We start from the raw sequence: 15,542 nt of genomic DNA, 5'->3' as shown, positions 1-15,542 counted from the left end.
CTCCAGTTGGAATGGGTTATCACTGATCAGCCTCGATCACTAAACGAAGGAAACGCCGCGCGGATCCTTCGAGTGGTTCGGAGTCCCGATAACTGAATGTGGTGGTCCCGGCCTCGGTATCCGCCACCCTGGCCTCCTCAATCTCAACGGCTTCGTCCGACCAGTCCGTGAGGTCTGCCGATGCTTCAACTCCCCAACTCACCGCCGCCGAATTTACCACCGTGAAAGTTAGAGTCAGGTAATCGACACCATTCACAGACTGGATCGACTCAACCGGCAACCCCGTGCGCGAGGGGATCTTCGGGGGAAGCCCGAGAGCGAACTTGATCAAGTTGGCAATCCCATCGCCGGCTGGATCGGCGGCCGGACCACTCACGGTTTCATCTTCGAGCTCATCCGGGAAGTTTTCTTGCTGCCACATGGCGAAAGTTATCATCGACGGGGCCTCGCCGACCGTCAGCACCACCGTATTTCCAACAACTGACAACCCGGCGGCGGCTCCGGCGATCGAACCTGACGCAGCGCCAATTTCACCCGCCAGAGAATTGGCCTCGAAAAGCACATACTCCCCTTGCCCGAAACCGGCCAACGCCTGGAACGCGAAATCATCAAAATGGAGGGCGCCGAGGTTCAACGTCCCTTCCACCACCACCTGGTCACTCTCTTCAGGTTCCGCCAGATCGAAGCGAAGAGAGCCGGAGGCAATTCCCGACAGATCGAGGTCGTTGCCAAACGTCAGGGTCCCGACGCTGTTGCCGGGCGCGAGATTCCCCAGCACCGTTGCCGGTCCCGATACCGTCCCGATCCCGCCAAGAGTCGCGTTGGCTTCCACGAGGGTTGGCCCCGTGTAGGTGTTGATGCTGTTGAACAAAACCACACCTTCGCCTGCTATAGTGATTCCACCCTCTCCTTCAAAAAAATTCTCCACGGTCACTGTCCGCCCGACCCCATCGGCGTCTGTCGAACTGATGATCGCACCGGTTCCACCGGCCTGGAGATTGAGGGGGAGTGGAGCATCCCTCAGCACCAGATCAATACCGGCGCGCGGACGGAGAATTCCTCCGCTCCAGTTGAAGATACCATTGGTGCCCGACTCCAGGTCGCGCGCACCGAGGTGCAACTCTCCCCCACTCATGGTAAAGGTCGCGCTCCCCGGACGCGATACCGCGATCCCGTTGGCACTTAACACGCCCGCGCTCAGGTTGAGGATTCCCACCGAGTTCGTCGAATCGCTAATCACCATCAACGGCCCATTCATGTTGAGCGTGCCGCCAGTGATATTCAGCGTTCCTTTCGCGCCGCCATTGCGGGCCAACCAGAAAACGCCGTCATGAGTGACCTCTCCTCCTTCGATGGTAAATACGCCCTCGGTGGTCGTCCCTTCGCCGACTCGGATCTCACCCGTATTGATAATCTCGCCGTCCAGGAGCGTATAAGTACCGTTGGCAGTACTCGTTCGTCCCACCCATAAGACACTTCCCGACAGGTCAACCGTGCCTCCTTCCTGGACCATGACACCTGTGCCACCGCGCCCGACATTGAAACCGCGACTTACCCGGAGTGAACCACCCGCTTCGAGGCGCAAAGTTCCAGACGTATTCGACTCATAGCCGGGCCCCAGGAGGTCGGCTTCCGCATGCACTCCATCACCAATGACAGCAGTTCCGCCATTATCGATCTTCACGGTATCCACAAACCTGGGACGAATGGTCGGGTTCCAATTGCTCAAGTTGAACCACGATGCTTCACCCGGATTATTCCAAACAATTGTTTGAGGCGGAAGTTCCGCTGGCATCACCACATCGGCATGATTGTGCCTGCCGGAAATATCGGTCATCTGATCAACGTCATTATTGTTGGTGACCAGATTGCTGCCGTTTAGATGGACAACAAGGCCGTCGGTAACAGGAGGATTATTCGGATCCCCCCCCGCCTGGGTCAGATAAACGTCGTAGAGATACTGCTCCATCTGCTCCAGTTCATTTGGAGCAATCGCTCGATCATAGATCAGAACCGCGGCGATCTGGCCGGCAAACCCGCCTTCAAATTCGTCGGGGTTTCCTACCGAGGAGGCCATTCCAATTCGCGTATACAGGTGATCTTGCGGATTCGCCGTGGCTCCCGACCCGGTGACAACATACCGGTTAAAATTGCTGTCGCGCACGGTGCTGACAAATTCACCCTCCGAGTTCGGCAACCAAAGGTTGGTCCCGATTGAGAACGTCTCCGTGCTCAATACTCCGGCGGCGCTGACGTTGACACCGTGACTCCCACCCGTCGCCGACCGATGCTGGACTCGAAACTGACCGCTCGCTTGCAGGTAGGCGGAATTGACTACATAATGAGCTCCAGGATGTCCCTCGGCATCCAGAGTGCCGTAGGCCGATGTCACCAATCGTCCAATTCCGGCAACATCGGGGCGAAAGACGATCAGGGTCGTTTTCCCCGGAGGACGTCCGTCAAAATCGAGCGGCTTACTATCGATTTGCAGAAATCCCCCTCCCCCATCAAAGGCGACCGTCGGCAAACCCGAAACGGTTGCGCCGGGTACAACTTGAGGTTTACTGACCATGGCACCAGCTTCGATGACTGCCGTGGACAGGAATAAATTCAGGGCAAACGCAAACATAAAGAGTTTCGCAAAAGCGCGCCTGAACGACGAGGGATATTCGCGAGAAAGGAATAGATCAGCACTTTTTCTTATCATGTTAGCTTTGGTATGGGTTTTGGTCGGGTTGAAATGAACTGGGTTTGGCGGCAGCGAAAGTCTTCAATAAGTCACTCAGGTTGACTCTGAATATTTCATCGCGCGATTCAGAAAAACAAAATGTGTCCCGGGTCTCCACGAGCTTCTGCGGTTTTTTGACTCCGTGGCCCTCTTCCTAAGACCTGCCGCTCCAGACAGCCTCAAAAAAAGGGGGGGAATTAAACCACCCTCGCGGCAAACTCTATGGTGAATTTAATCAGTATTTTATTTATGAATTATTCAGACTTTATGCGCAAGCTCTTTTTTTCTTTTTTTTGAGGTTCCCCCCCATTGTCCAGACCGTCAATCCCGTTAGGTCGTCGGACGGTACCCGGCGGATAAGACTGATGGCATATGCGAGCACGATAAACGCGCCGTTTACCAAGGCCCCGACCCAGTAACTGTGGACGTTCATCGTCAACGACGCCGGCAGCCACCCCAAAAGCCCGAATCCAAGGTAGATGTTGAAACCGATGGCCAAAAACATGGCGACCGTCGCCGACTTGCCATCCACCCTGCGGGTGAAAAAGCCCATCATGAAGAGAGCCATCAAACACCCCCCAAATACACTGGTCACGATCAGGCTGACGTCGTTCATGCTTTCCTTCTCCATCCGGCTGAATACGAACGCGCCCGCGATCACCAGGGATGTGACCACCCCCGATATGATTCTCGCGCCTCGCAGATAAAAGAGGTCACTTCGATTCCGTGCGATATGGGGCTTGACCACATCGACGACCGTTACCGTTGAGATGGAATTGATTCCGGAATCAATGGTGCTCATCGCTGCGGCGATGATCGCCGCGATAATGACGCCCGCCACCCCCGCCGGCACCTGCGTCAGAATGAAATAGGGCAATACCTGGTCCGCCTCGAATCCGGCGACCAGCTCATCGGGAGCGTTGGTATAATACACAAAGACCGCTGTCCCAAGAAAAAAGAAGAGCGTCCACAAGGGTAACGCCACCAAAGAAAAAATTATCGTCCCTTTCCGGGCTTCATACAGCGACTTGGCCGCCACGTATCGTTGGACGATCGGCTGGCTGCTGCTGTAGATTTGCAACCAGTTGATCACGCCCAGAATGGCGACCGTCCAGAACGTCCGCTCCGCCAGGTCCCAATCGAAGCTCCCCAGACTGAACTTGTTATGCTCCCTTCCGACCTCGATGACCTGCCCGAATCCCCCCGGCAGGTCGAAGATGATCAACACGGCACAACCAATCCCTCCCACCAGCAGGATGATGGACTGCGCCACGTCACTCCAAACCACCGCCGTGATCCCGCCCGCAATGGTGTAACACCCGATAAACAGCCCCGTCCCCAGAACCACCCATTCCATAGGAAGGCCGGTCAGAAACTGAATCGGCAACGCGACCAGGAACAACACCTGAGCCATTCGTATCAGTTGCAGGATGACAAAACTCAACGTTCCATACAGCCGCGGGATTTCCCCGAAACGGAGCCCGAGATATTCGAAAGCGGAAATAATTTGAGCGCGACGAAAGAACGGGATGAATACTACAATCGCCAGGACGGCCACCAACGGCAGGACCAAATTCACGTTCAACTGCCGCCAGTCCAGGATGTAGGCCGCCGCCGGCAAGGCCAGAAATGTCGCCGAACTGGCACTTGTCCCCAACATCGACAAACCAATTGACCAGCCCCCGAACGAGCGATCACCAAGAAAATACGCTTCCGTGGTAGCCGTCCGCTTTCGGGCACAATAATACCCCACCGCGACCATCGCGATCAGGTAAATCGCGATCACCGCGACGTCCAATATCCGAATCGAAAACTCCATCCTAATGTTCTTTTTCTACGGTCGATCCATCCACAGGAGATGAGGCTGAGGCAATGGCGCAATAGTTATTATTCAGATCCTATTCATGCATAATGCCCCTTTCTATTCTCACCTCAAGAGTTTTCTTGCTCTTTCGCATGGATGGCGGATCGACGCACGGTCTGAGGCCGCCGGAATTAACTGGCCCATCGTTTCGCAGGACGCGCCAACAAAGGGAGGGGCGGAACCTGAACAAACCTCTAAGCCGCGACCGTGGCGTGCAGTTGGGGGAACCTCAGAAGACGGCTCACGGATTCGCTTCCAGCCGAACCTGGAAACGAAAGAAGGACCGTGCGGCCGAGCCGAAATCGAATCCAGCCCGGAACAATGCCGGTTCGTCGAGCCACAAAGTGAAGTCGTCGTAAGAGACGGCCGTCCAATTGACAAGATCGTCCGAGCGCTGAACGTCGATACTGTGCTGAGGCGCCAACGGATTTCGTTCCATTTCCAGGATCAGCATGGCCACGTCGCCGTCGGTTTCAGTCCGGGTCTGAAAGAGTTGTCCCGAAGCGACCGGTTGCAGCGGCGATATGCCGCGAACGTATTTGACGAGATTAGTGACACCATCCCCGGCAGGCATCGCCTGAGGAACGGTCTCGCCTTCTGGCAGGTCAAACGAGTCAACCCAACGCTCGTAGGTCATGCCCAGGTAAATCAGGCTGAGTTCGCCGGGTAAGCTTTTATCCAACACGAACAGATGGCCGTCGATTTCGACTTCTGCGCCCTCCGCCAAACCATCCAGTGTTCCGGTTAATTGACCTCCGTAGGAGATAAGTGGATACCTAATGTCCCTTTCGCCCGCGAAGTCTGCCGGTAAAGCCAGGGCGAGCATATTTCCATCGCCAAGGTTCAAGTCTCCCGCCGCGACCAGGGCGGGGACGCCGCTTCCACCCATCAGGGCGACTTGAACGCCACCGGTCTCCGAAAACTGGATTTCCGTGGCTTCGAGCGTAGCGTGACTTACCTGAAGGCTGGATCCGGAATTCAGCTGAAGTTTTCCGTTTACCTCCACCGGACCGGCCACATTCAACTTGTCATTATGGTCCAGGGTCCAACTCGTTGCGGTAACTTTGCCTTCCCCTTGCACGTGAAGTTCGTGGCCATTGAGGCGAGGCGCGGGATCGAATGTAAGACTCGCGTTTACGGTGGATGTCAGGTCGGCATCGGCGTTGAGGAGAAGCGGAACCTGCATCTGGTGATCTCCCCTGATCGCCTCTATTCGGGCGGGACCACCGTCCGTTTCCATGATCAACTCCCCCGCTCCGGCCACGGTATAAGCGGAGTTGCTTTGAAACCGAAGCCCCCCCAACGACATCCCGTCACCACGCAAGGGAATCGAGATCGAGTCGATCTCGAACTCCACCCCGGCATAGGCGGCACCTTTCACCGGGTCGAGACGAATCCGGGTAATTTGCTGGCCCGCCCAGCTCGCTCTCCCCGCCATCGGAAAGACCACATCCTGAAACTCGCCATTACCGCTGTAAGTCGCCTCGACACGACGCCCAGTGGTGAAACTATTAGCGGACCACGTCCCCCAATAAAAATAGACGGGAACGTTGCCAAACTGATTCACGCGCATCCGCACCCGAACCTCGTCGGCGTCGCTGCCCGAAAAGTTCTGGTTGAGCCGCTCCAAAATCGGCTCGTGATTCGCCGCCGTTCCCCGCAGGCTTCCACCGCTCACCTGAGCGCCGTTGACATTCGTCGTTCCCCAGCCTTCAAAGTCGCCATCGTTTTCAAAATCCCATGACCGGGTGGAGGTGGTCAGGGAGACCGTGACGGATGATCCAGTCGGCGCATCGCCGAAGATCGCGGTCTCGGCCGCTGACTGCGGACGATTCCAATAATACCAATTGCGGGGATTGTCCCAATCTCCCGAACCGCTCCCAATCCAGGTTCGCTCCCCGGCGGGGGGCTGGGAAATCGATTGTTCGCCACTCCCCAATGGCTCCGGCGATGTGGGAACTGTCTCCAGAAAATTACCCATGCGGTCGAAGCGAAGGATCCGGCCGCCACTTTCCTGGATGTAAACATCGCCGTCGATTTCGCCGAACGCCACCGGATTGGATAAGGGTGCGCCCGCAAAGGAATTGCCCAAAGCAAATGCCCCCAGGGGAGCATCCGCATGCTGAGTCTTCTCGAAACGTCGAACCTGTCCCCCCTCCAGACGGAGAACATGTTCCGGTTCTAATTCGCGGAAATTCTCAATCCGATGAAAGGTCAACAGGTTCGAGTCATGCCCCCGCGGAGGTCTGTTGCCCCCGACGTCAAACGCGGTCCTGGAGGCGATCACGATATCGTCCCCATCGAACTCGAAGTTCAGGTATTGAAATCCTTCGTAACTGATATGCGGGGAATAGATAAAAATCTGCTCCGTCGTCCAGTTGCGCAGGTCGGTCGAGGTGGAGACGGTAGCGGTATTGCGGATGAGATCGATCGCGAGACTTGATCCGTAATGAGCGGGAAGAATCGGATTGGAGAGCATATAGAATTTGCCTGAAACGGGATCAAAACGGATCCCGAATTTCTTCTCGCCTCCTTCCATTCGAACAAAATCATGATCGGGATCAAACGCCACCCGACCATTGCTGGGATGGACTCGCGCCAGCGTCATATAAGGCAAAAGCCGGACCTTGGACAGGAGCACGACTCCCTCCTGCGGAGAGGCCGCGATTTGCCCTTCTCCAATGAAGTTGTCCGAGGCATTGAAACCGGTCCCGGGCAACCAGTTGTCCTGCGCGGGTGGGAAACCCGTGCCCGTGCTCCACGAACTTTCCATAAATGGATTGCTGCCGACCGGCGCTGAATAATTGCTTCGGGTCCACCCGATCCAGTTGCGTCCTTGAAATTCAATTACGTTGTCCGGTGTCGCCTGACCGCCCCGCGAGAAAGTGACCGTCTCCCAGCTGTCGCCGTTATCGAACGAGCGGGCCATTACGGCGTTGTTCCCCGAAGTGTCATGACTCGCCCCGAGGATGTAAATTCCTCCGCCGTGTTCAAAAAGGCCACCCCGCAGGATACCGGTCAGATCGTTGCCGCCGTTCACCTTCACCCAGGTCGCCCCTTTATCCTGCGAACGAAAAATCTGCGTCCGCCCACTACTACTGGACCCGGAGGCGGAACCGAACTGCGCATGCGAAGCGATGTAATCTCCGTTCGACAACACAAGAATACACGGGTCCGACACATAAACCGGACTGAGCACAAAACTGCCGATCCGGGAAGGAGCAGGAATCTCGTTGATGATCACACCCGGGAAATGACTGTGGCTTTGCGCCGCGGCGGTCGAGACGACAAACAACGAAAGGAGCCCCACCAGAATCACCAAAGGCCTCCGGCGAAGTTGACGGTATTCAAGAGAGCTTTCCGATCGAATGGTTTCGGTTTTCATAATTGTGTTCATACGGGTTACACGGCGGTCCGGTTTTCGCGCGAAGCGCTTGTTATTTCCACGGTCGGAACTCTTCCGCGCGCACGAAAGCTCCGCGAGGACGCGGAGCGCCTCGAAAACCAGGGTGCGTCTTCGTTTTTGCGCGAAGCGCTTTGGAGTGCGGTGCGTCCCCGCACCGCTTTCGAACGGCCAACGACAGTCGCACACCCGACAGCCATTCGACGGCCGGAACTCGTCCGCGCGCACGAAAGCTCCGCGAGGACGCGGAGCACTCCAAAGAGGCTCCGCCTCGAAAACCAGGGTGCGTCTTCGTTTTTGCGCGAAGCGCTTTGGAGTGCGGTGCGTCCCCGCACCGCTTTCGAACGGCCAACGACAGTCGCACACCCGAGAGCCATTCGACGGCCGGAACTCGTCCGCGCGCACGAAAGCTCCGCGAGGACGCGGAGCACTCCAAAGAGGCTTCGCCTCGAAAACCAGCAGCGCGGGATCTTGGTTTCTTTGATTTCACTCTTCATGCGGATTGCAGGGCGACGTTAATCGGAGGGTTGCTTCCAGCCGACCTGCGTCCGAGACCGACGCCGAAGGCGGACGGCAGGATGCCATCCCTCCCAGTGACAAGAAAGTTTCATTCCAGGTTGCTCAAATGCTCGCCCCGGAGGAGGAAAAAGCGTCCCGTCTCATTTCCGACCAGGAGATTCGGTCCGGCTCCGCCCCCCAAGGTCGTCCCGGAAACGGTGCAGGCGTGGGCCCCGCCGGGTTGAACGATTCCCCAGGCGCGATGGACAAATGGGATCGGATGTTTGAAGACCGGTTCCTCGAAAGTTCCGACATTTTCCATGAAGAGAACCGTCGCCGGAGGAGTGGCGCCAAGCGCCGGCTGCGGATAACCGGTTTCTTTGTTGGGAATGGCGTTTCGCCGCGAGGTGCCAATGACAAGATCGAGCGCGCCGTTGCCGGTCCAATCGTAAAAGGTCAGTTTGGCCCTCCCGGTTCCGCCGCCAGGTTCGTGGCTGGTGCCGATCAGCGAACCGTCGTTCAAACGGAGTTTTCCCCCGCTTTCCACGTTGTAATCGTCGATCCGCCAGAAGAGATGAAAATGGTCCTCCCCATCGACGATCACCATCGCCGTCCGGTCCCCCACCCGTCCGACCGCGGGTTGGACCCGCCACTTTCCGTGCAGCTCAAGTCCATCCCAGTAAATCGGGCGGGCTGGGTCGAGCAACGGTTCCGTCGGAGTTCCCCGGTTGATGTAGATCGTATAGGATCCGGTGATGTCTCCCATCACAATATCGGGGAGTCCGTTTCCATTCCAGTCAACCACGGTCGGACAAGCGTATCCCCATCGCGCCTCCTGAACCCCTTGGATGCTGCCTTTGTAGCCGGCCTGAATATGAATTTCCCGGCCCCCGGCAAGGATCGGTGTTCCCGGCAAAAACACCGGTTCCTCGTTTGTCCCGATGTTTTCAAAGAAGAGCACCTTTCCATCCGAATTACCCGCGATGATGTCGAGCAATCCATCTCCATTCCAGTCGACGACCGAAACTACTGGCAACGATCCCGCGTAAAGGTCGGCGCCCTCCTGCAACACCGGAACCGGCTTCTCGAAGACCGGAGCCCCGGCACCGGTGAATTCCTCGGTAAAACGATAAAAGTAGAGCGCCCCTTCCCCTCCTCCAATGAGATCAGAAAGGCCCGTCACTTGATTCGGATACGCGATCACCCCTGCCGACGAGTCCGGATGCCGGAGCGCGTTTCCATCCGGTCCCGCGATTAACCGGCGCGATGACAACTCCAGATTCCCGGAACCGGAATTTTCGTAATAAACAAAACTCCCGAGTCGGGCTCCAGCAATCAAATCGTTTTCCCTGCCAGCGCCCAGGTTAACCCGGGTCGTCTGATACATCGACATGAAGACTTCCCGCTGGCTCGGTGATACCTGGCGCACCGCCGTCGCAGGGCCTTCCAACAAACCCGGCAGCACCGCGGCATACAAAAACCGATACGGCAGATTCCCCGTCCAGATTCCCGCCCCATCGAAGGGTTGCCACTCTTCTGTCCATCGGGCCTCAGTACCAAGCGATACGCCATCCGGCATCTCGAACACCAACTCCAGACTTCCGTCCGGGCGGGGAAAAGCGGCCAAGCTGACCGGATTCCTCGGTAAACCTTCCACCCGGACTCGACCAACCTCGGAAAAGGTCCGCGAGGAATTATTAAACTTCGTATGCACCACGTCCCGCCCGCTCAACCATAACCCGTGAATCGCTCCGTCCTCGGTTTCAAAAATGGTCCCACGTTGCGAAAATGGGGTCTGCACCACCATGGGGAGACCGAAGACCGGTTCCCCATTCTCGCCAGTCGCGACCCACGGAAACAGATGCAATCTTTGCGCCCCCCCAAACCCGCTCACAAAGAGATCGGGTTGTTCCGAGCCATACACGTGGGCATGCCCAACAGGTACATGCCGCAGGTTTTTCAGTGCCAGGGGCCCACGACCGTTAACGGCCCCGGAAGGCAACGGTTTCAAATCCTCCCCGGCAGGGGGAATTCCTGGATTATCGCCCAACAAATAAGCTTCCCGCAAATGCAGTTCGACCATCGTCTGCTCGCTTTCGCTCAACTGACGATTGTACACCAATACCGCGGCGATATCCCCACGAAATGGCACATTTACATTCGCATTCCCAACCGCCGATCCCGCCCCGATCCGGGTGCCCAAGTGACCGGTGGGCTGGGCAATCGCCCCGTCGGAACTTCCCATCCGTCGGACACCATCAGCATCCACCACCGTGGATTGGAGAAAACCGGTTGAGCTGTTCCACACCGCTCCTCCAACCACAAACGCCGTGGAAGCCGTCGCATTCAATACTTCTGAATCTCGAAACTGGCCGGTTGTCGTCCGGCCATGCATCCGATATCGTCCACCAGTTCCGGGCATCGATCCCCAGGTTGCATAATTGACCGCCGGCTGAGAGGAATTGCCCGATATGTCGCTGTAGGCGGTATTTATCACCCGGCCGTTGTCGAATGCATCTGGACGAAAAACCACGTACCAGGTCCTGGCCTCTCCATCGAAATCCTCCGGCCGGGGTCCAACTTCCAAATACTGCTGCCCAGAAAAACGAGCCGCCGCATGCCCGGAAGGAGTCGCCTGCCCAATCGCCAGCGGGGATGCTCCACCGGCCGCATTATTGCCACGCCCCGATGAATCGCGCCAGGTCACGATACTCGGACCACCCGTGCTCCAGTTTCCCCCCTCCAAGTGTAAAACCAGCCCTTCGGTCACGGGCGGTGCGTCCGCTTCGAGCGCGGGACCCATCGCCCCCCAGGACAAACCCGCCGCCACGACGATCGCGGTCGTCGACCGAATGTTTTTGATTATCGTTCCCATGTGATATCCTCCCGATTGAAGAAGTAGATTCTCCCTTCCTGATCGCCCACCAACAGGTGGGGCCCGCCTTCCGGGCCAATGTCCGCCACCGCGGGACTGCACGCGTGCTGGCCGAAATAAACCGGTTCCCCGCGAACATGCAGAATCGACGGCCACTCGAACACCGGTTCCTCGTTAGTGCCGACGTTCCGCAACAGGAGCACCGCGGCGCCGGGCAGGCCCTTGGATTGCGGCAAACCGGTCTCCGGGTTCGGCACGGAGGCGTGACGAGGCGTTCCCACCAACAAGTCTTTCACTCCGTCTCCATCCCAATCGGTGAGAACGATTTTCAACCGTCCCGTGCCGCCGGCCGAGAGGAAATTGGCCCCGATCGGAGATCCGTCCTCCAACTTCAACTTCCCCCCGTCCTTCACGTTGAAGTCATCGATTTTCCAATACAACCTGAACTGATCATCTTCATCGAGGGCGATATACGCCATCCGGTCGCCGAGTTGACCGACTCCCGGCTGAACCCGCCAGGTTCCATGTAAATCGATCCCCTCCAGGAACAAGGGGCGCGCCCGCTCCAATTGCGGTTCTGTCGGCGAGCCAATGTTCCGCAAAACAGTATGCCGGGCGGTGGCGTCGCTCAACAGGATGTCGGGCAACCCGTTTCCGGTCCAGTCGATCACGGTCGGACAACTGTATCCCCACCGGGCTTCCTGCGGACCTTGAATTCCCCAATAACCTTGCTGAACGATGACCGGTTCCCCGGCGGCTTCGAGAAGCACGCCCGGCGCAAACGAGGGAGACCGATTCGTCCCCGCGTTTCGAAAAAAGAGGATTTCACCCTGGGAATTTCCGGAGATAATGTCCTTGATGCCATCCCCATCCCAATCGATCACGGTCAAAACGGGCAACGTCCCCGGAAATAGATCGGCGTTTTCCTCGGGTAGAGGCACCGGATCATGATACACCGGAGCTCCCCGGTCATCGCGTCCGCTGAATCGATAGAAATACAACGACCCTTCCCCTCCCGCGATCAAGTTGCCGAACTCTTCTCCCGGAAACGGGTAAAGGACCGGGGTCGGACGGATCGACGGATGCCGGAGGGCGATTCCATCTTTTCCCGGAATCAGGATCTGCTCCTCCAGGGCAAACGCGGTCCCGTCGTTCGCGACCGCGGAATAGTATCCGAAATTCCCATACCAGGAACCGGTCACCACTCCTTCGATCCCGTCCCCTCCGAATAGCGCCACGTTTCCATGGGAAATCCGGGCCTCCCGCCGCGTCGGAGAAATCAAACGGACGTCCGAAAGGCCCGTGGATTCGATCGCTTCCAACCGGGCGCCATACAGGAAAACATACGGCCAATTCCCCCGCCAGATGCCGGCCCCGTCGAATGAATGATACTCCGGCGTCCGCCATCCCGGAAGTTCGGACGGACGCAGGGGCACGCCATCGCCGACCGAAAACACCAGGTCAAATTCCCCAGCCGAATCCTCCCGAACCGCCAACCGTTGGACATCCCCGATATCCGCCAATCGAATCGGATCGACCGGCAACCGGACAAACTCGCGAGTTTCCTTATCCAACCGGCTCCGGACCAGCGCGTCGTCGATCAGCCAGAAACCGTAAATCGAACCGTCCGCTGTTTCGAAGATCGCTCCTTCCGGTGGGACCCCCGCACCGCCGGGATGGGCGATCTGAACCCGGTCGCCGAATACCGGAATGCCGTTCGAATCATTTTCGATCCACCGGTAGAGAAAAAGTCCCGGCTCCTTGCTGAACCGGCTGGCTGAGAGAAAAAGATCCGCCTGAGACGAGCCATACACATGAACCGCTCCGACCGGATGATTCGAGAGGCCCGCCGACAATGGCCCCCGCCCATCTCCGCCGACCGGTATCCGCTCGCCACTGACAAGCTCCGCCCCGGCGTAGACCCCAGGTATCCCAATACCAAATACGACTCCCGCGAGCAAAGCCAAGCCTGCCGCCACCCGGACGGGTCGCGCCGTTCTGTATTTTTTCCGATCCATCGTTCTATTGGCCGTTACGGCCGTGAGGGTTGCGCATATAGTAGAAAAAGCCGTCTTCGGCCCCGATTACGACATCGGGAACGCCGTCCCCGTTCCAGTCGACTATGGCGGGATTGGTGGTGTGACCGGCCAAAATCGTGTCGTCGATCGGTCCGCGATCCCGGAATACGAATTGCCCCGGCTCGTCCGCGATATTTTCCATCCAGGTGGTATTCACGCTATTGACCAACAGGTCGAGTCGGCCGTTGCCATTCCAATCGACCAGAATAAACTTCCGCCGTCCGCTCCGTCCGGCCCATCCGCCGGTCAGGCGCAACGGCTGCCCGATCGCATCCTCTTCTTCCTCCGGGGTGGCGGAATGTGGGGCGACCCGCTGAACGATCCCGTATTGACGCCGCCCGTCGATGGTGACCCAACCATAGAAGGCGAGCCGTCCTTCCTCGTCGAGGTGGGCGAGTTGGTTCTTTCCATCGTCATCGGGAAACTCAACCGGGACATGACTGTGATCAAAAACCGACGGAGCCCCCTCTTCGACCCGGAAAATCCGGCGCGGCGGGAGGAGCTTCAATTCTCCGTCAACCTCGCGCCGTTCGTAAAACGAGAGAAAACCGTCCTGATCGAGCGCGACCAGATCCTTCAAGCCGTTTCCGTTCAAGTCGACCGCTTGCACACTGCTCCGCCACTGGGTGGCGAGCGCTTTGCCTTCGGGATTCCACCAATTCCAAGCCGGCTTCGGCGCCTCACCTTCCCACTCGACTTCAATTGGTCGGGCCGCCGCCAGTTTCGGTTCCTCCCGGGTTCCGATATTCTCGAACCAAATGACTTTACCCCAAATCGAATTCACGATGAGGTCGGGCAATCCGTTGTTGTTCCAATCAGCGACCGACAAAACGGTATACCCCCACTTCGCTTCCGCCGGACCTTGAATCGAACCGTTTTCACCCGCCAGAATTCGGATCACTTCGCCGTCCGCCTCCAGGTAACGCGGGGCCGCCCATCGGGGCGGATAACCCCCGAGGTTCTCCACGACGGCGATGTAACCCGCCGTGTTGCCGGTGATCAGGTCGAGCCGTCCGTTGCCATTCCAGTCGTAGGCGAAAGGCGTCACCAGCGCGCCGACTTTCACTTCGTCGGCTTCCTGACGGAAGAAAACCGGCGGAAGAAATTGCGGCATGCCGTCGACGACCTCCCCGGTGTTCTTCATAAAAGCGACCCGGCCATCCTCCTCTCCGACCACCAGATCGACATGTCCGTCGCCATCCCAATCGATCGCCACCGGTTGGATCATTTGCAGATCCATCCGGATCACTTCGCCCTCATGTTCGAGAAACCGGCCAGGCGCGTAGCGCGGTTCGGTGCGGGTGCCGATGTTTTCGAAAAACGTGAGCCGGTCGAGGAATTCGCCGCAAATGATGTCGGGCAAACCGCTGCCATTGAAATCGGCGAAGTTGGGCGAGGGCATGCCGTAGACTTCGAGCGGTTCGTCGCCCGCCATGATCATCCGGGCCTCGCCATACACCGGCTCCTCGTTCGTCCCGAGGTTTTCCACCCAGTAAACGTGGGCGCGCAAGGGACCGTTGGTCCACTCTCCCTGCTCGTTGTAGGCGTCGTCCCATCCGTATTCACGCCAATCACTGGCCCCGATGATCAGATCGCGCACTCCGTTTCCGTTGTAGTCAAAGAACCGCCACTGGTTGGTCCGCCCAATGTAGAAATCCGGCCGGAAGGGGATCCGCTCTCCATTCTCGAGAAACGTGTTCTTGAAATCCGTATACGCGATCCCGGGCTGCGTGATCACCCACCTGCCATCGTCGAGATGGGAAACCTGCATGTTGGTCCGGGCGGCCGACAAACGCTCACCCGGACGAAACAACATCGGGCCCTTATCCTCGGTCGCCCCTTGAAACCGAAAAATGCCGTTGTAGGGACGGCCGCCGGAGCCGACCAATAGTTCATGCCGTCCATCGCCGTTGAAATCGACCGGAAACGGGATGCCCCAAAGGCCGACGCCGAGATCGACCTCGAGTCCCGGATGGTTGTAGCGGAGACGCTCCAAGCCGGAGGCGTCCGCCGACGGGATCGGCGGGAAAAGAATGAGCGCGGAGGCGGCTGCGACCGCGGCGGATCGGGTGAGGAAGGGTGTCATCATCGTTTTC

6 protein-coding genes are annotated in these 15,542 nt (G+C 58.0%); all 6 read right to left on the bottom strand.

The genetic code is table 11. The annotated features are described in order from the left end of the window. Window positions 1–19: 19 nt before the first annotated feature. The 6 genes from ACWUI2_RS19265 to ACWUI2_RS19240 all read right to left on the bottom strand — a co-directional run bounded on the left by ACWUI2_RS19265 (window position 20) and on the right by ACWUI2_RS19240 (window position 15,535). Window positions 20–2,572: a hypothetical protein gene (locus ACWUI2_RS19265; protein ID WP_486984468.1), complete on the bottom strand. Its 2,553-nt coding sequence runs from the start codon at window positions 2,570–2,572 to the stop codon at window positions 20–22. 421 nt (window positions 2,573–2,993) lie between these two features. After that, entirely contained in the window at window positions 2,994–4,547 is a 1,554-nt protein-coding gene (locus tag ACWUI2_RS19260) for a sodium:solute symporter family transporter (RefSeq protein WP_486984467.1), read from the bottom strand. A gap of 286 nt (window positions 4,548–4,833) precedes the next feature. Continuing rightward, window positions 4,834–7,977, bottom strand: a complete 3,144-nt coding sequence (locus ACWUI2_RS19255) for a hypothetical protein (RefSeq protein ID WP_486984466.1) — start codon at window positions 7,975–7,977, stop codon at window positions 4,834–4,836. Window positions 7,978–8,602: 625 nt separating this feature from the next. Then, the gene (locus ACWUI2_RS19250) at window positions 8,603–11,368 is read right to left on the bottom strand and encodes a hypothetical protein (RefSeq protein WP_486984465.1); all 2,766 of its coding nucleotides are present in this window, start codon (window positions 11,366–11,368) and stop codon (window positions 8,603–8,605) included. Continuing rightward, window positions 11,356–13,386, bottom strand: a complete 2,031-nt coding sequence (locus ACWUI2_RS19245) for a hypothetical protein (protein WP_486984464.1) — start codon at window positions 13,384–13,386, stop codon at window positions 11,356–11,358. The genes ACWUI2_RS19250 and ACWUI2_RS19245 overlap by 13 nt, the downstream gene beginning before the upstream one ends. A gap of 4 nt (window positions 13,387–13,390) precedes the next feature. Continuing rightward, on the bottom strand, window positions 13,391–15,535 hold the full coding sequence (locus tag ACWUI2_RS19240) for an FG-GAP repeat domain-containing protein (protein ID WP_486984463.1): 2,145 nt from the start codon (window positions 15,533–15,535) through the stop codon (window positions 13,391–13,393). Between the last annotated feature and the right edge of the window lie 7 nt (window positions 15,536–15,542).

It is taken from the genome of Verruconatronum alginivorum (genome assembly GCF_056590205.1).
Note: the sequence above shows the minus strand (reverse complement) of the source record. Positions and strands in the feature narration are given on the sequence as shown.